The 15,357-nt window shown below is 71.4% G+C and carries 17 protein-coding genes; 11 read left to right on the top strand and 6 right to left on the bottom strand.

Going from position 1 to position 15,357, the window contains the following annotated elements:
• Positions 1-14 precede the first annotated feature (14 nt).
• The 3 genes from ACGFRB_RS32375 to moaA all read left to right on the top strand — a co-directional run bounded on the left by ACGFRB_RS32375 (position 15) and on the right by moaA (position 3,258).
• Positions 15-440, top strand: a complete 426-nt coding sequence (locus ACGFRB_RS32375; RefSeq protein ID WP_363008528.1) for a DUF485 domain-containing protein — start codon at positions 15-17, stop codon at positions 438-440.
• Positions 437-2,071, top strand: a complete 1,635-nt coding sequence (locus ACGFRB_RS32370) for a cation acetate symporter (protein WP_363008530.1) — start codon at positions 437-439, stop codon at positions 2,069-2,071. Before ACGFRB_RS32375 ends, ACGFRB_RS32370 begins: the two co-directional genes overlap by 4 nt.
• A gap of 197 nt (positions 2,072-2,268) precedes the next feature.
• Entirely contained in the window at positions 2,269-3,258 is a 990-nt protein-coding gene (moaA, locus tag ACGFRB_RS32365) for a GTP 3',8-cyclase MoaA (protein WP_363008532.1), read from the top strand.
• Positions 3,259-3,398: 140 nt separating this feature from the next.
• On the opposite strand, the gene ACGFRB_RS32360 is transcribed toward moaA, so the two are convergent.
• On the bottom strand, positions 3,399-3,629 hold the full coding sequence (locus ACGFRB_RS32360) for a hypothetical protein (RefSeq protein ID WP_393248141.1): 231 nt from the start codon (positions 3,627-3,629) through the stop codon (positions 3,399-3,401).
• Positions 3,630-3,824: 195 nt separating this feature from the next.
• Entirely contained in the window at positions 3,825-4,184 is a 360-nt protein-coding gene (locus ACGFRB_RS32355) for a DUF3099 domain-containing protein (RefSeq protein ID WP_363008536.1), read from the bottom strand.
• Positions 4,185-4,399: 215 nt separating this feature from the next.
• Here ACGFRB_RS32355 and ACGFRB_RS32350 point away from each other — a divergent pair, with 215 nt between their 5' ends.
• Positions 4,400-4,675 (top strand): GlsB/YeaQ/YmgE family stress response membrane protein, encoded by a 276-nt coding sequence (locus ACGFRB_RS32350; RefSeq protein ID WP_361229554.1) that lies wholly within the window; start codon positions 4,400-4,402, stop codon positions 4,673-4,675.
• 138 nt (positions 4,676-4,813) lie between these two features.
• On the opposite strand, the gene tyrS is transcribed toward ACGFRB_RS32350, so the two are convergent.
• From tyrS to ACGFRB_RS32335, 3 genes are read right to left on the bottom strand one after another with little or no spacing between them, the layout of a single operon-like run.
• A complete protein-coding gene (gene tyrS / locus ACGFRB_RS32345; RefSeq protein ID WP_393248139.1) occupies positions 4,814-6,085 on the bottom strand; it encodes a tyrosine--tRNA ligase in 1,272 nt (423 codons plus the stop codon).
• 51 nt (positions 6,086-6,136) lie between these two features.
• Entirely contained in the window at positions 6,137-7,528 is a 1,392-nt protein-coding gene (locus ACGFRB_RS32340; RefSeq protein ID WP_393248137.1) for a metallopeptidase TldD-related protein, read from the bottom strand.
• Positions 7,525-9,057, bottom strand: a complete 1,533-nt coding sequence (locus ACGFRB_RS32335; protein ID WP_393248135.1) for a TldD/PmbA family protein — start codon at positions 9,055-9,057, stop codon at positions 7,525-7,527. Before ACGFRB_RS32335 ends, ACGFRB_RS32340 begins: the two co-directional genes overlap by 4 nt.
• A gap of 186 nt (positions 9,058-9,243) precedes the next feature.
• On the opposite strand from ACGFRB_RS32335, the gene fabG reads away from it, so the two are divergent.
• The 3 genes from fabG (at position 9,244) to ACGFRB_RS32320 (ending at position 11,646) form a co-directional block, all read left to right on the top strand.
• A complete protein-coding gene (gene fabG, locus ACGFRB_RS32330; RefSeq protein WP_363008544.1) occupies positions 9,244-9,960 on the top strand; it encodes a 3-oxoacyl-[acyl-carrier-protein] reductase in 717 nt (238 codons plus the stop codon).
• A gap of 4 nt (positions 9,961-9,964) precedes the next feature.
• The gene (gene fabI, locus ACGFRB_RS32325; protein ID WP_361229476.1) at positions 9,965-10,741 is read left to right on the top strand and encodes an enoyl-ACP reductase FabI; all 777 of its coding nucleotides are present in this window, start codon (positions 9,965-9,967) and stop codon (positions 10,739-10,741) included.
• Positions 10,742-11,007: 266 nt separating this feature from the next.
• Positions 11,008-11,646 carry a hypothetical protein gene (locus ACGFRB_RS32320; protein ID WP_393248133.1) on the top strand — a complete coding sequence of 213 codons (639 nt, stop codon included), beginning with the start codon at positions 11,008-11,010 and terminating at the stop codon, positions 11,644-11,646.
• On the opposite strand, the gene ACGFRB_RS32315 is transcribed toward ACGFRB_RS32320, so the two are convergent.
• Entirely contained in the window at positions 11,597-12,295 is a 699-nt protein-coding gene (locus ACGFRB_RS32315; RefSeq protein WP_393248131.1) for a FadR/GntR family transcriptional regulator, read from the bottom strand. The genes ACGFRB_RS32320 and ACGFRB_RS32315 overlap by 50 nt on opposite strands.
• A 136-nt stretch (positions 12,296-12,431) precedes the next feature.
• Between ACGFRB_RS32315 and ACGFRB_RS32310 the strand changes: the two genes are divergently transcribed.
• The 4 genes from ACGFRB_RS32310 (at position 12,432) to ACGFRB_RS32295 (ending at position 14,936) form a co-directional block, all read left to right on the top strand.
• Entirely contained in the window at positions 12,432-13,835 is a 1,404-nt protein-coding gene (locus ACGFRB_RS32310; protein WP_393248129.1) for a CynX/NimT family MFS transporter, read from the top strand.
• A 17-nt stretch (positions 13,836-13,852) separates the two neighbouring features.
• The gene (locus ACGFRB_RS32305) at positions 13,853-13,969 is read left to right on the top strand and encodes an SGM_5486 family transporter-associated protein (protein WP_363008552.1); all 117 of its coding nucleotides are present in this window, start codon (positions 13,853-13,855) and stop codon (positions 13,967-13,969) included.
• A 174-nt stretch (positions 13,970-14,143) separates the two neighbouring features.
• Positions 14,144-14,365 carry a hypothetical protein gene (locus ACGFRB_RS32300; RefSeq protein WP_393248127.1) on the top strand — a complete coding sequence of 74 codons (222 nt, stop codon included), beginning with the start codon at positions 14,144-14,146 and terminating at the stop codon, positions 14,363-14,365.
• A 52-nt stretch (positions 14,366-14,417) separates the two neighbouring features.
• On the top strand, positions 14,418-14,936 hold the full coding sequence (locus ACGFRB_RS32295) for a SixA phosphatase family protein (RefSeq protein WP_393248125.1): 519 nt from the start codon (positions 14,418-14,420) through the stop codon (positions 14,934-14,936).
• The last annotated feature ends 421 nt before the right edge of the window (positions 14,937-15,357 follow it).

Raw genomic sequence — 15,357 nt, 5'->3', positions numbered from 1 at the left:
GATGAGGAGATCCCGTGGCCTACGACGCCGCCCCGCCGCCCCGCAGCGGCCCGGACTTCACCGCCCCCGCCCCGCCCACGACGGAGGAATTCGTCGAGGTCCAGGGGAGCAGCGAGTTCGGCGACCTGCGCCGCACCTACCGCTCGTTCGCCTTCCCCCTGACGGTCGCCTTCATCGCCTGGTACCTGCTGTACGTGCTGCTCTCCAACTACGCGGACGGCTTCATGGGCACCAAGCTGTTCGGGAACATCAACGTGGCCCTGGTCCTCGGCCTCGGCCAGTTCCTGACCACGTTCCTCATCGCGTGGCTCTACTCCCGGCACGCGGCCGGCCGCCTCGACCCGCGCGCCGCGACCATCAAGACGCACATGGAGGGCGGCCCCACCCCCCTCGGAGCCCCCCGCACCCCCGGTGACGCCCGTACGGAGGCCGACGCATGACCGCCGCCCCGCTCCTCCTCGCCGCCGCGGCGCCCAACGCGACCACCGAGCACCGGCCGCTGATCATCGGCCTCTTCGGCGCGTTCGTCGTCGCCACGCTCGTCATCACCATCTGGGCCGGCCGCCAGACCCGCAGCGCCGCCGACTTCTACGCCGGCGGCCGCCAGTTCACCGGCTTCCAGAACGGCCTGGCCATCTCCGGCGACTACATGTCCGCCGCGTCCTTCCTCGGCATCGCCGGCGCCATCGCCCTCTTCGGCTACGACGGCTTCCTCTATTCCATCGGCTTCCTCGTGGCGTGGCTGGTCGCGCTGCTCCTGGTGGCCGAACCGCTGCGCAACTCCGGCCGGTTCACCATGGGCGACGTCCTCGCCTACCGGATGCGCCAGCGTCCCGTCCGTACCGCCGCCGGCACGTCCACCATCGTCGTCTCGATCTTCTACCTGCTCGCCCAGATGGCCGGAGCCGGCGTGCTCGTCTCGCTGCTCCTCGGCATCACCAGCGACGGTGGCAAGGTCGCGATCGTCGCCCTGGTCGGCGTCCTGATGATCGTGTACGTGACCATCGGCGGCATGAAGGGCACCACCTGGGTGCAGATGGTCAAGGCCGTCCTGCTCATCGCGGGCACGCTCCTGATCACCTTCCTGATCCTGATGAAGTTCCACTTCAACGTCTCGGAGCTGCTCGGCGCCGCCGCCACCAACAGCGGCAAGGGCGACGCCTTCCTCCGGCCCGGCCTCAAGTACGGCGCCACCGGCACCTCGAAGCTGGACTTCCTCTCCCTCGGCATCGCGCTCGTCCTCGGCACCGCCGGACTGCCGCACATCCTCATCCGCTTCTACACGGTGCCCACCGCCAAGGCCGCCCGGAAGTCGGTCAACTGGGCCATCGGCATCATCGGCGCCTTCTACCTGATGACGATCGTCCTCGGCTTCGGCGCCGCCGCCCTGCTCAAGAACAGCGACATCATCGCCTCCAACAAGGCGGGCAACACCGCGGCGCCGCTCGCCGCCCTGGAGATCGGCGGCGGCTCAGGCTCGACCGGCGGTTCGATACTGCTGGCCGTCATCTCCGCCGTCGCCTTCGCCACCATCCTCGCGGTCGTCGCCGGTCTCACCCTCGCCTCCTCCTCGTCCTTCGCGCACGACATCTACGCCAACGTCATCCGGCGCGGCCAGGCCACCGAGAAGGAAGAGGTACGCGCCGCCCGCTGGGCCACCGTCCTCATCGGCGTCGTCTCCATCGCGCTCGGCGCCCTCGCCCGCGACCTCAACGTCGCCGGCCTGGTCGCCCTCGCCTTCGCGGTCGCCGCCTCCGCCAACCTGCCGACGATCCTCTACAGCCTCTTCTGGAAGCGGTTCACCACCCGGGGCGCGCTCTGGTCGATCTACGGCGGTCTGGTCTCCGCGGTCGTCCTCGTGCTGTTCTCGCCGGTCGTCTCCGGCAAGCCGACCTCGATGTTCAAGGGCGCCGACTTCTACTGGTTCCCGCTGGAGAACCCCGGCATCGTCTCGATCCCGCTGGGCTTCCTGCTCGGCTGGCTCGGCACGGTCCTGTCCAAGGAGGAGCCGGACGCGGGCAAGTACGCGGAGCTGGAGGTCAAGTCCCTCACCGGCGTCGGAGCCCACTGACCCGGGCCTGGACCCCGGACCCGGACCTCGGGCCTCCCGGGCACGCCGCCCCACCGGCCGGCCGCGTCGTGGACCACCACGGCGCGGCCGGCCGCGTGTTTCCTACTCCGTGATGTTCACGGCCCGCCGTCCGAACGGTCGCGTAGGCTCGGGCCGAGACAACCGGAAGACGAACCGGAAAAGGGGAGGGGACTTACGTGCTCATCGACACGTACGGCCGCGTTGCCACCGACCTGCGAGTGTCCCTCACCGACCGGTGCAACCTGCGGTGTACGTACTGCATGCCGGAAGAGGGCCTGAGCTGGCTGGCCAAGCCGGACCTGCTCACCGATGACGAGATCGTCCGCCTCGTCCGTATCGCCGTCACGGACCTCGGTGTCACCGAGGTCCGCTTCACCGGCGGCGAACCGCTGCTGCGGCCCGGCCTCGTCGGCATCGTCGAGCGCTGCGCCGCCCTGGAACCCCGCCCCCAGCTGTCGCTGACCACCAACGGCATCGGCCTCGCCCGCACCGCGGCCGCGCTCCGGGACGCCGGTCTCGACCGGGTCAACGTCTCCCTGGACACCCTGCGCCCCGAGGTCTTCAAGACGCTCACCCGCCGCGATCGCCACCGGGACGTGCTCGACGGCATGGCCGCCGCCCGCGCCGCCGGCCTCAGCCCGGTCAAGGTCAACAGCGTGCTCATGCCCGGACTCAACCAGGACGAGGCACCCGAGCTGCTGGCCTGGGCGATCGAGCAGGAGTACGAGCTGCGCTTCATCGAGCAGATGCCGCTCGACGCCCAGCACGGCTGGAAGCGCGAGGGCATGATCACGGCGCAGGACATCCTCGCCTCGCTGCGCACCCGCTTCGAGCTGACCCCCGAGACGGCCGGCGACCGGGGCTCCGCCCCCGCCGAGCGCTGGATCGTCGACGGCGGCCCGCACACGGTCGGCGTCATCGGCTCCGTGACCCGGCCGTTCTGCCAGGCCTGCGACCGCACCCGGCTCACCGCCGACGGACAGGTGCGCACCTGTCTGTTCGCCACCGAGGAGACCGACCTGCGCGCGGCTCTGCGCGGGACGGCCTCCGACGCGGAGATCGCGGAGATCTGGCGCAAGGCGATGTGGGGCAAGAAGGCCGGCTCGGGCCTCGACGACCCCGGTTTCCTCCAGCCCGAACGCCCGATGTCGGCGATCGGCGGCTGAGCCGCCCGTTACGGGAAAGCGGCCCCCGGCAGCGGCTCTTGAGCGCTGTTCAGGGGGCCGGGCGGGTTTCTTGGGCGGGCGCGTCGCACGGACGGGCGTGCCGCGGGGACGGGCGCGCGGGGCCGGGCTCGGGCCGGGGCTCAGTCCTCCGGCCGCTCCTCCTCCGGTGCCTCCCACTCGGCGAGCGGGACGACGTCCTTCAGGAAGCCTCGTACCCCCAGGAACTGGGACAGATGCTCGCGGTGCTCCTCGCACGCGAGCCACGTCTTGCGTCGCTCCGGCGTGTGCAGCTTGGGGTTGTTCCACGCCAGTACCCACACGGCGGCCACCCGGCAGCCCTTGGCGGAACAGGTCGGCTTGTCTTCGCTCACGGGACCATGGATCACGTGATCATTGTCCACAAAAGGCGATGCCGAGCAGCCACGGGGGGAGCTGCCCGGCATCGGTCCGTCGCTCCGACGGGGGATGCGGAGCGCGTACGCAGTATGTCACGGGGGATGGGGTGTGGTGCACCGAAACTTCATGATTGCTCGGAGTGAACCCGGGCGTTCATTCCCTCGTTCGTATCACTCTGGGTGAGCGCCCCGGCGGAACGAGTCCTCCGCTTGGTCTTCCGCTCCCGCCTCCGGTCCGGCGCCCAGTGCGGGCCGGACCTGGTTGACGACAAAAGTGGACGGAAGGGACGGCGTGGTCTCGCGGCCGGCGTTGGCGATCACGACGGCGACATAGGGGAGCAGGGCGCCGAGCACCAGGGCGACGATCGCCACGGGCCGTTCCACGTTCCACAGCGTCGTGGCGGCGATGACGGCGACGGTGCGGATCAGCATCGAGATGACGTACCGGCGCTGCCGGCCCCGGACGTCCTCGGCGAGCCCCTGACGGGCGCCGGTGATCCGGAAGACCTCGCTCCCGCCACGCTTCCGCATCACATTCCACCACCACGGCTCATGCCGGAACACTCCCCGGCCCGGTCTGCTTCCACGGTACGCCCGCCCGCCCGGCCCGACGAGACCGGGGCGGCGACCGGAGCGGCGGCGCGGCAGCGGTCCGGGCAGCGGCCGGGGCACGGATGGCGCCGCCCGACATGCGCGGTGCGGGCGGCGAGCCGAAACTGGGCTCACACGTGCGCGAGGAGGCGACGATGGGCTGGTTGTGGGCGATCATTGTGGGCTTGGTCCTGGGCTTGATCGCGAAGGCGATTCTCCCGGGTAAGCAGCAGATCCCGCTGTGGCTGACGATCGTGTGCGGCATGGTGGGCAGTCTGCTCGGCAACGCGGTCGCGACCTGGATCGGGGTCAACGACACCAAAGGCATCGACTGGATCCGTCATCTGCTCCAGCTGATCGGCGCCGTCGTGGTCGTGGGTCTGGGCGACATGCTGTGGGTCTCGATCAAGGGCAACAAACAACGAACCTGACCGGCGGCCGGCCTGCGATCGGCGGCTGAAGCTCATGACGCGAAAGGCCCGGGGCCGGTGGATTCCTCCACCGGCCCCGGGCCTTTCGTCCGTCAGTGTTCCTCAGGGACATGTCCCTCGCGTACGGGACCCGGGGGCTCAGCCCTGCGGCGCGTACTCGATCGCCGCGAGGTTCTTCTTGCCCCGGCGCAGCACCAGCCAGCGCCCGTGCAGCAGCTCGTCCGCCGACACCTCGGCGTCCTCGGCGGTCACCTTCACGTTGTTCACGTAGGCGCCGCCCTCCTTGACCGTACGGCGGGCCGCCGACTTGCTCGGCGCGAGGCCGACCTCGGTGAACAGGTCCGCGACCGCGCCCAGCTCCGCCACGCGCGCGTGCGGCAGCTCGGACAGGGCCGCGGCCAGGGTGGGCGCGTCCAGCGCGGACAGCTCGCCCTGACCGAACAGCGCCTTGGAGGCGTCGATGACGGCCTGGCACTGCTCGGCGCCGTGCACCAGCGTGGTCAGCTCCTCCGCCAGCGCGCGCTGGGCGGTACGGGCCTGCGGCCGCTCGGCGGTGAGCGCCTCCAGCTCCTCCAGTTCCTCGCGGGACTTGAAGGACAGGATCCGCATGTACGTGGAGATGTCACGGTCGTCCACGTTCAGCCAGAACTGGTAGAACGCGTACGGCGTGGTCATCTCCGGGTCGAGCCAGACGGCGCCGCCCTCGGTCTTGCCGAACTTGGTGCCGTCGGCCTTCACCATCAGCGGCGTCGCGAGCGCGTGTGCCTCGGCGCCCGGCTCCAGGCGGTGGATCAGGTCGAGGCCGGCCACCAGGTTGCCCCACTGGTCGGAGCCACCCTGCTGGAGCGTGCAGCCGTACCGCCGGTACAGCTCCAGGAAGTCCATGCCCTGGAGCAGCTGGTAGCTGAACTCGGTGTAGCTGATGCCCTGCTCGGACTCCAGCCGGCGGGCCACGGAGTCCTTGGTCAGCATCTTGTTGACCCGGAAGTGCTTGCCGATGTCCCGCAGGAACTCGATCGCCGACAGCCCGGCGGTCCAGTCCAGGTTGTTCACCATGACCGCGGCGTTCTCGCCCTCGAAGGACAGGAACGGCTCGATCTGCGAACGCAGCCGGCTCACCCAGTTCGCGACCGTCTCGGGGTCGTTCAGGGTGCGCTCGGCCGTCGGCCGCGGGTCGCCGATCTGGCCCGTGGCCCCACCGACCAGCGCCAGCGGCCGGTGCCCGGCCTGCTGGAGCCGGCGGACGGTGAGCACCTGGACCAGGTGGCCGACGTGGAGACTGGCCGCGGTCGGGTCGAAACCGCAATAGAACGTGACGGGACCGTCCGCGAGCGCCTTGCGCAGGGCCTCTTCGTCGGTGGACTGGGCGAAGAGCCCACGCCACTTCAGCTCGTCGACGATGTCGGTCACGTCGTCCGTCTCCTCGATTGCAGTTGGGGTGTGACAGTCCAGTCTAGGTGCTCAGACGCCCGGGCTGACCGAGCTCATGTTGAAGTCCGGCACCCGCAGCGCGGGCATCGCGGCCCGGGTGAACCAGTCGCACCACTCGCGCGGCAGCGTCTGCTCGGTCCGGCCCGCCTCGGTGGCCCGCGACAGCAGGTCGACCGGCGACTCGTTGAACCGGAAGTTGTTCACCTCGCCGACGACCTCGCCGTTCTCCACCAGGTACACGCCGTCCCGGGTGAGCCCGGTGAGCAGCAGCGTCGCCGGGTCGACCTCGCGGATGTACCAGAGGCAGGTGAGCAGCAGCCCGCGCTCGGTGGCCGCGACCATCTCGTCCAGGGACTTCTCGCCGCCGCCGTCCAGGATGAGGTTCCCGGCCCCCGGAGCCATCGGCAGCCCGGTGAGCCCCGCGGAGTGCCGGGTGGTGACCAGGTGGGCGAGCTTGCCGTCCCGTACCCAGTCGACCGGGGCGACCGGCAGCCCGTTGTCGAAGACGGACGAGTCGTCGCCCGAGGCGTGCGCGATGACGAACGGCGCCGACTCCAGGCCCGGCGCGCCCGGGTCGCTGCGCAGGTTCAGCGGCAGCGGGGACAGCGTCTCGCCGACCCGGGTCCCGCCGCCGGGCCGGGAGAAGACGGTGCGGCCCTCCGCCGCGTCCCGCGCCGTCGAGGACCACAGCTGGTAGATCAGCAGGTCGGCCACGGCGGTCGGCGGCAGCAGCGTCTCGTAACGGCCGGCCGGCAGCTCGATCCGCCGCTCGGCCCAGCTCAGACGGGTGGCCAGCTCGGCGTCCAGCGCGGCCGGGTCGACGTCCGTGAAGTCCCGGGTCGCGCGGCCGGCCCACGCGGAGCGGGTGCGGTCGGGCGACTTGGCGTTGACCTCCAGGGTGCCCTTGGGCTGGTCGTGCCGCAGCCGCAGCCCGGTCGACGTCCCCAGGTAGGTGGAGGTCATCTCGTGGTACGCGAAGCCGTACAGCTCCCGGCCGCCCGCCCTGGCCCGGGCGAACGCCTCGCCGAGCGCGGGCGCGAAGGCGTCGAAGACCGCGGAGGAGGTCTCGGCCGGCGCGTCCGTGAAACCGGGGGACACCGCGGGCCCTTCGACCAGCGGCTGGGCGTCCTCGGCGGGCCCGGCGGCCCGCGCGGCCCGCTCGGCCGCCCGTACCAGCGGCTCCAGTTCCTCGGTGGTCACCGCCGACCGGGAGACCACACCGGAGGCGGTGCCCCGCGCGCCGTCCACGGTGGCGATCACCGTCAGCTCGCGGCCCCGGGTGACGCCGTTGGTCGTCAGCGCGTTGCCGGCCCAGCGCAGATTGGCGGAGGACTGCTCGTCGGCGATGACGACGCACCCGTCGGCGCGGGACAGTTCCAGGGCCCGCTCGATGATCTCGGACGGTTTGCTGTGGCGGCTCATCGACCGGCCTCCTGCGTCGTGTTGAGGATGTTCACGCCCCGGAACAGGGCGGACGGGCAGCCGTGCGAGACCGCGGCGACCTGGCCCGGCTGGGCCTTGCCGCAGTTGAACGCGCCCCCGAGGACGTACGTCTGCGGGCCGCCGACCTGCTCCATCGAGCCCCAGAAGTCGGTGGTCGTCGCCTGGTAGGCGACGTCCCGCAGCTGCCCGGCGAGCCGGCCGTTCTCGATCCGGAAGAAGCGCTGGCCGGTGAACTGGAAATTGTGCCGCTGCATGTCGATCGACCAGGAGCGGTCGCCGACCACGTAGATGCCCCGCTCGACCCCGCCGATCAGGTCCTCGGTGGACAGCCCGCCCGGGTCCGGCCGGAGCGACACGTTCGCCATCCGCTGCACCGGCACATGCGCCGGGGAGTCGGCGAAGGCGCAGCCGTTGGAGCGGCCGAGGCCGGTGAGCCGGGCGATCCGGCGGTCCGTCTGGTAGCCGACGAGCGTGCCGTCCTTCACCAGGTCCCAGCTCTGCGCCTCGACGCCCTCGTCGTCGTAGCCGATGGTGGCCAGCCCGTGCTCGGCGGTCCGGTCGCCCGTCACGTTCATCACGGACGAGCCGTACGCCAGCTTGCCCAGCTGGTCGAAGGTCGCGAACGAGGTGCCCGCGTACGCCGCCTCGTAGCCGAGCGCGCGGTCCAGCTCGGTGGCGTGGCCGATGGACTCGTGGATCGTCAGCCACAGGTTGGACGGGTCGACGACCAGGTCGTAGCGGCCGGCCTCGACGCTCGGCGCGCGCATCTTCTCGGCGAGCAGTGCCGGGATCTCGTCCAGCTCCTTGTCCCAGTCCCAGCCGGTGCCGGTCAGGTACTCCCAGCCCCGGCCGACGGGCGGCGCCAGCGTCCGCATCGAGTCGAACTCGCCGGTCGCCGCGTCCACGGCGACCGCCGTCAGCTGCGGGTGCAGCCGGACCCGCTGCTGGGTGGTGACGGTGCCGGCGGTGTCCGCGTAGAACTTGTTCTCGAAGACGGTCAGCAGCGAGGCGTCCACGTGCGCCACCCCGTCGGTCCGCAGCAGCCGCGTGCTCCAGTCGGCGAGCAGCGCGCTCTTCTCCTCGGCGGCGATGGTGAAGGGGTCGATCTCGTACGAGGAGATCCACACCTTGTCCTCGTGTACCGGCTCCCCGGCCAGCTCCACCCTCTCCTTGGACCCGGCCGCGGCGATCACCTTCGCCGACAGCTTCGCCATGGCCACCGCCTGCGAGGCCACCCGCGCGGCACCGTCCATGGTCAGGTCGACGCCGGAGGCGAAGCCCCAGGACCCGCCGTGCACCACCCGTACCGCGTACCCGAGGTCCGTGGTGTCCGAGGAACCCGACGGCTTGGCGTCCCGCAGCCGCCACGCGGCGCTGCGCACCCGCTCCAGGCGGAAGTCGGCGTGGTCCGCGCCGAGCGCCCGGGCCCGCGCGAGCGCGGCGTCGGCGAGCGCCCGCAACGGAAGCTGGGTGAAGGTTTCATCGAGGGAATGGGTCCCAGATTGCACAGCTGTCTCCTGTCGTGTGAGACCGGTCGACCCCGATCATGTCGCTCTTTGGGCCGGGTTGCCCAGGTGTTTCTGTAGGGATCCGACAGTGACGTACTGACGCGACTGTCACGGCCCGATTCCCCGTATCCCGAAATGGACCGATAGGTTTTCGGCATACCAGACCGCTATGGAAAGGGTGATCCGTTGAGCCGCTCGGTTCTCGTCACCGGAGGCAACCGGGGCATCGGCCTCGCCATCGCCCGCGCGTTCGCCGATGCCGGCGACAAGGTCGCCATCACGTACCGCTCGGGTGACCCGGTGGAGCTCGAGAAGGCCGGTTTCCTGGCCGTCAAGTGCGACATCACCGACACCGAGCAGGTGGAGCAGGCGTACAAGGAGATCGAGGAGAAGCACGGTCCGGTCGAGGTGCTCGTGGCCAACGCGGGCGTGACCAAGGACCAGCTCCTCATGCGCATGTCCGAGGAGGACTTCACGTCCGTCCTCGACACCAACCTCACCGGCACCTTCCGGGTCGTCAAGCGTGCCAACCGAGGCATGCTGCGCGCCCGCAAGGGCCGGGTCGTGCTGATCTCCTCGGTCGTCGGTCTGCTCGGCTCGGCGGGTCAGGCGAACTACGCCGCCTCGAAGGCCGGACTGGTCGGTTTCGCGCGGTCGCTGGCCCGGGAGCTGGGCTCGCGCAACATCACCTTCAACGTCGTCGCGCCCGGTTTCGTCGACACGGACATGACCAAGGTGCTCACGGACGAGCAGCGCGCCGGGATCGTCTCCCAGGTGCCGCTCGGCCGTTACGCGCGTCCGGAGGAGATCGCCGCCGCGGTGCGTTTCCTCGCCTCGGACGACGCCTCGTACATCACTGGAGCCGTCATCCCGGTTGACGGCGGATTGGGCATGGGTCACTGATCACATGAGCGGAATTCTCGAGGGCAAGCGCATCCTGATCACCGGTGTGCTGATGGAGTCCTCCATCGCCTTCCACGCCGCGAAGCTGGCCCAGGAGCAGGGGGCGGAGATCATCCTCACCGCCTGGCCCCGGCCGACGCTGACCGAGCGCATCGCCAAGAAGCTGCCCCGCCCGGAGGACGTCAAGGTCCTGGAGCTGGACGTCTCCAACGACGAGCACCTCGCCCGGCTGGAGGGCCAGGTGCGCGAGCACCTGGGCGACCGCCTCGACGGCGTCGTGCACTCCATCGGCTTCGCGCCGCAGGACGCGCTCGGCGGCAACTTCCTGAACACGCCGTTCGAGTCGGTCGCCACGGCCATGCACATCTCGGCCTTCTCCCTGAAGTCCCTGACGATGGCGCTGCTGCCGCTGATGACCGAGGGCGGCTCGGTCGTCGGCATGACCTTCGACGCGCAGTTCGCCTGGCCGCAGTACGACTGGATGGGCCCGACCAAGGCCGCCCTGGAGGCCACCAGCCGCTACATGGCGCGTGACCTCGGCAAGCAGGACATCCGCTGCAACCTGGTCTCGGCCGGCCCGCTCGGCTCCATGGCCGCGAAGTCCATCCCGGGCTTCTCCGACCTGGCGAGCGTCTGGGACAGCCGCTCGCCGCTGGCCTGGGACCTGACCGACCCGGAGCCGGCCGGCCGCGCCATCGTGGCCCTGCTCTCCGACTGGTTCCCGAAGACGACCGGCGAGATCGTCCACGTGGACGGCGGTCTGCACGCCATCGGCGCCTGACCTCTCGTACGTCGCACGGGAAGCGCGCCCGTACGGTGTACGACCCGTGTCGTACGCCGTAGGGCACACGCGCCGTACGCGCCGTACACCGTAGGACCAGCGTGACGCGAGGGCCGGGTGCCCGCCAGAGGACGGCGGGCACCCGGCCTTTTCGTGTGTCCGGGCCGCTCCCCGGGTCGAAATGTCACGCGATCCACCCCAGACTGGGGCAGAGCGTGATGTTCAGGGCGTGACATTCCGGCTACGGGCGGGCAGGAGGTGCGGGTATGCGCGCGCGGCGGCACAGGGTTCGCGGCGTCGTTCCGGCCGTCGCTCTTCTCGCGGGGATCGCCGGTCTCGCCGTCGCCGCCGACCTGCACACCGCACCCGACCCGCCGGTCCGGGTCCGGGTCACGGACCCCGCGGGGCCGGGCGCGGTTCCGGTCGCCGAGACGAGAGGCGGAGCCGGAATCGGTGCCGGCCCCGGAGCCGGGGGATCGGCCCGCGGAGCCGGCGCCGGGACCGGGTCGGCGGAGGAAGAGGAGAGGGACGGCGCGGGAACGAGCGGGACGCGCGAGGACGGCGGACCCTCCTGCCGGCTGCTCCTGCGGGGCTCGGTGGTGACCGCCCATTGCAGCAACCCCGACCCGTACGCCGACCGCGTCCGTCTGCACCTGGAGTGCGACCGCTGGTGGGACGTCGACAGCGACAGCGCTCCCGTCGACGTCGAGCCCGCCGACTTCGCACAGGTGACCGGCCGCTGCTGGAAAGAGGTCCGCTGGGCCTGGGTCACCCATGAGCCCGTGACCGCCGGCCCCGGCCGCCCCGAGTCCCCGGAACCCGGGGAGGCGGGGGAGTCCGCGGCGCCCCCGCGGGCTATGCCTCCGGCAGGCTCTCCGCGGCCTTCGGGCCACGCAGGCACATGAACGGATAACCGGCCGCCTCCGTCGCCGCCAGCTCGCCGTCACCGGCGCGGATGGCCTCCACCAGACGCCCGTGTTCCATGTGGTTCTCGGGGCGCAGCGTCCCGCCCAGGTCCTCCCGCAGCCAGGTGCGCAGGACATGACCGAGGTCCGCGTAGATCTCGATGAGGACGTCGTTGTGGGAGGCGACCACCACCGCGTGGTGGAAGGCCGTGTCCGCGGTCACGAACTCCTCCGCGTCCCGCGCCTCCCAGGCCGCCTCGCGCCGCCGCAGCAGCGTGTCGAGCTGCACCAGGTCGCGGTCGGTGCGCCGCTCGGCGGCGAGCCGGGCCGCCGAGGACTCCAGGGTGGCGCGCAGCTCCGCCACATGCAGGGGGTCCGAGTCGGCGAACCGGCGGTTCATCACCCCGGCCAGCTCGCTCGTCGCCACCACATAGGTGCCCGAGCCCTGCCGGATGTCGAGCAGCCCGTTGTGGGCGAGCGCGCGGACCGCCTCGCGGACGGTGTTACGGGCGACACCGAGCTGCTCGACCAGTTCCGGTTCCGTCGGGATCCGGGTGCCCACCGGCCATTCGCCCGAGGTGATCTGATTCCGCAGCTGGGCGATCACCTGGTCGGAGAGCCCGCTGCGCCGCGGCTGGCCGAGCGCCATGGCCGCACCTCCCGTTCGTTCCGTTCGACACGTTCGTCCGGCCGATCCGCCCGTGTGACCGGATCGTCGTACCGAACCCATGATCGACCATCAAATACATGGACAATCAATCATCCCATGATTCTATGATGAGTCCATGCTTGACGAGCCCCAGACACTCGATTCCGCCCCCGGGAAGCTTCCCGGACAGTCCGGCGACCGATCCCGCGACACCGCCGGCGTACCCCGCGGAGCCGACACCTCCCCGACCGGCGGCCCCGCCCGCTGGATCGGCCCCCTCGTCGCCGTCGGACTCGTCGTCACCGCCCTCAACCTGCGCCCGGCCATCACCAGCCTCGGCGCCCTCCTCGAAGAGGTCAGCCAGGGCCTGCACATGAGCGGCAGCGTGGCCGGAGTCCTCACCTCCGTACCGTCGCTCTGCTTCGCCCTCTTCGGCACCGCCGCCCCGCGCCTCGCGAGCCGCTTCGGCCCGGTGGCCGTCGTCGCCGCCGGCATGGCCGCGATCTGCGCGGGTCTGGCCCTGCGCCCCTTCGCGAGCGGCACCGTGCCCTTCCTCGCCGCCAGCGCCCTCGCCCTCATGGGCATCGCGCTCAGCAACGTCCTCATGCCGGTCCTCGTCAAGAAGTACTTCCCCGACCGCGTCGGCAGCATGACCGGCCTCTACTCCATGGCCCTCGCCCTGGGCACCTCGGCGGCCGCGGCCGTGACCGTGCCGCTGACCCAGGCCCTCGGCGGCAGCTGGCGGCTCGGACTCGGCGTCTGGGCGGCCCTCGCCGCCGTCGCCGTCCTCCCGTGGCTGCCCCTGGTCCGCGACCGCAGGGCCACCGCGAGCACGTCCAGTGCCCCGCGCGCCGTCAGGGGCACGGGCCGGAAGGCCGGCCGTACGGACGGACCGGGCGCGGGTACGGCCCCGGCCACCGCACCGGCCGGGACCGGGGGAGCGGTACGCGCCGCGGTCGCGCCCCGCGTGACCCGGAGCCGCACCGCCTGGGCGCTCGGCGCCTACTTCGGCCTCCAGTCCACCGGCGCCTACATCACCATGGGCTGGATGCCGCAGATCTTCCGTGACGCCGGCGTCTCGCCCGAGACCGCGGGCCTCCTGCTTGCCGTCACCATGGTCATGGGCGTACCGCTCGCCTTCGTCATCCCCCGCCTCGCGACCCGGATGCGCACCCAGGGCCCCATCGTCGTCGCCCTCGCCCTGTGCGGAATCTCCGGCTACACCGGCCTCTACCTCGCCCCGGCCGCCGGCGCCTGGGGCTGGGCCCTGCTGCTCGGCATCTCCAACTGCTCGTTCCCCCTCGCCCTCACCATGATCGGACTGCGCTCGCGCACCGGCACCGGCGTCGTGAAGCTCTCCGCCTTCGCCCAGAGCGTCGGCTACCTCATCTCCATCCCGGGACCGCTCCTGGTCGGCGTGCTCTACCAGCACAGCGGGGGCTGGGGACTGCCCATCATGCTGATGGGCGGCCTGATGATCCCGCAGATGATCGTCGGCACCCTCGCCGGGCGGGACCGGACCGTCGAGGACGAGTGCTGAGATGCGAGACTGACCCCATGCCCGTACTCGAACCGAACCCCCCGAACGGTCAGAAGAAGCTGCTCATCGTGCTCGGCGCGATGCTCGGCATCGCGGCCGTCGTCGCCGTCATCGCCTCGATCGCGTCGCCCTGATCCACCTCGCCCTGACCGGGGCCGCCGAGACCACGCCCCCAGGGGATGGTGGGGCTGCCCCCATCCCCTAGGGGGCGCTTCTCAGGGTCGTATGGGTGGATCACCTGATGGGTCCGCGGCCCCGTTCTCCGTAGCGTGGGAGTCCTCACGAAGACCCCGACCACGGAGGCGGCCATGGCGGCGCGAACCCACACCGGTGTCCGGCCCACGGCGGCCCGCGCCGCGACCCGGCTCCCCTGGTGGGCACTGCCCCTGTCCATGATCGCGTTCGCCACCCTGTTCGTCCTGATAGCGGGACAGGGCGAGGCGCGGGCGATGGGCGGCGAAACCGGTGCGGGAAGCGTCGGCGGCGTCCTCACCAGGGTCCAGCAGATCCAGCACACCCTGTCGCACTGAAGCCTCCGCCGTCCCCGGGCCGGGCCGGGGCGATCCGTGCGAAGCTGAGCCCATGAGCGTCGATACACCCCGCAGGATCGTGCTGCTTCGACACGCCAAGGCGGACTGGCCCCAGACCACCGACCACGAGCGCCCGCTCGCCGAGCGAGGCCGCACCGACGCCCCCGTCGCGGGCCGCCGGCTCGCCGGCACCGGCATCGGCTTCGACCTGGCTCTCTGCTCGACCGCGCTGCGCACCCGCGAAACGTGGAAACTGGCCGTCCAGGAACTGTCCGAGCGCCCGAAGACCGTCTACGAAGAGCGGATCTACGAGGCCTCGCCCGGCGAACTCATCGCCCTGATCAACGAGACCCCCGACACCATCGACGACCTGCTGGTGGTCGGCCACAACCCCGGCATGCACGGCCTCGCCGACATCCTCGCGGCCGAATCCGAAGGCGACGCCCTGACCCGGATGACCCGGACCGGCTTCCCGACGGCCGCCTTCGCCGTCCTCACCTTCAACGGCCCCTGGAAATCGGTGGAACCGGGCACGGCCAAGCTCGTCGACTTCTGGGCACCGCACGCCTGAGAGAGACGGCAAGGCGCGGGCCCGCACGGGGGCGAGACGGCGAGGCGGGGGCCCGCACGGGGGCGAGGCGGCAAGGCGCGGGCCCGCACGAGGGCGAGGCGGCAAGGCGCGGGCTCGCACGAGGGCGAGGCGGCAAGGCGCGGGCTCGCACGAGGGCGAGATGGCAAAGGCCGGGCCCGCACGTGAGTGAGGCGGCAAGGCGCGGGCCCGCACGTGAGTGAGGCGGCAAGGGCCGGACCCGCACGTGAGTGAGGCGGCAAGGGCCGGAGCCGCACGTGAGTGAGGCGGCAAGGGGCGAGCGCATGTTGTTTGCTTCACGTTGGCCTTTTTTGTGGCTCCTTCGCCTCCGGGTGCCTGGTGCGTGTGTCGACGGTCGACCGTGCTCGGCCCACTCGTTCCTCGCGGGCCTGCGCGCGCTCTC

The sequence above is a fragment of the Streptomyces sp. NPDC048718 genome, from assembly GCF_043198875.1.
Classification (GTDB): domain Bacteria; phylum Actinomycetota; class Actinomycetes; order Streptomycetales; family Streptomycetaceae; genus Streptomyces.
This window is presented reverse-complemented; position numbering and strand designations above follow the sequence as displayed.

Excerpts from the sequence above, each read along its gene's own strand:
- ACGFRB_RS32370 (WP_363008530.1), top strand. The coding sequence starts at position 437 with ATGACCGCCGCCCCGCTCCTCCTCGCCGCCGCGGCGCCCAACGCGACC.
- ACGFRB_RS32355 (WP_363008536.1), bottom strand. The coding sequence starts at position 4,184 with ATGCGGAAGCGTGGCGGGAGCGAGGTCTTCCGGATCACCGGCGCCCGT.
- ACGFRB_RS32350 (WP_361229554.1), top strand. The coding sequence starts at position 4,400 with ATGGGCTGGTTGTGGGCGATCATTGTGGGCTTGGTCCTGGGCTTGATC.
- ACGFRB_RS32340 (WP_393248137.1), bottom strand. The coding sequence starts at position 7,528 with ATGAGCCGCCACAGCAAACCGTCCGAGATCATCGAGCGGGCCCTGGAA.
- fabI (WP_361229476.1), top strand. The coding sequence starts at position 9,965 with ATGAGCGGAATTCTCGAGGGCAAGCGCATCCTGATCACCGGTGTGCTG.
- ACGFRB_RS32320 (WP_393248133.1), top strand. The coding sequence starts at position 11,008 with ATGCGCGCGCGGCGGCACAGGGTTCGCGGCGTCGTTCCGGCCGTCGCT.
- ACGFRB_RS32315 (WP_393248131.1), bottom strand. The coding sequence starts at position 12,295 with ATGGCGCTCGGCCAGCCGCGGCGCAGCGGGCTCTCCGACCAGGTGATC.
- ACGFRB_RS32310 (WP_393248129.1), top strand. The coding sequence starts at position 12,432 with ATGCTTGACGAGCCCCAGACACTCGATTCCGCCCCCGGGAAGCTTCCC.
- ACGFRB_RS32305 (WP_363008552.1), top strand. The coding sequence starts at position 13,853 with ATGCCCGTACTCGAACCGAACCCCCCGAACGGTCAGAAGAAGCTGCTC.
- ACGFRB_RS32300 (WP_393248127.1), top strand. The coding sequence starts at position 14,144 with ATGGCGGCGCGAACCCACACCGGTGTCCGGCCCACGGCGGCCCGCGCC.
- ACGFRB_RS32295 (WP_393248125.1), top strand. The coding sequence starts at position 14,418 with ATGAGCGTCGATACACCCCGCAGGATCGTGCTGCTTCGACACGCCAAG.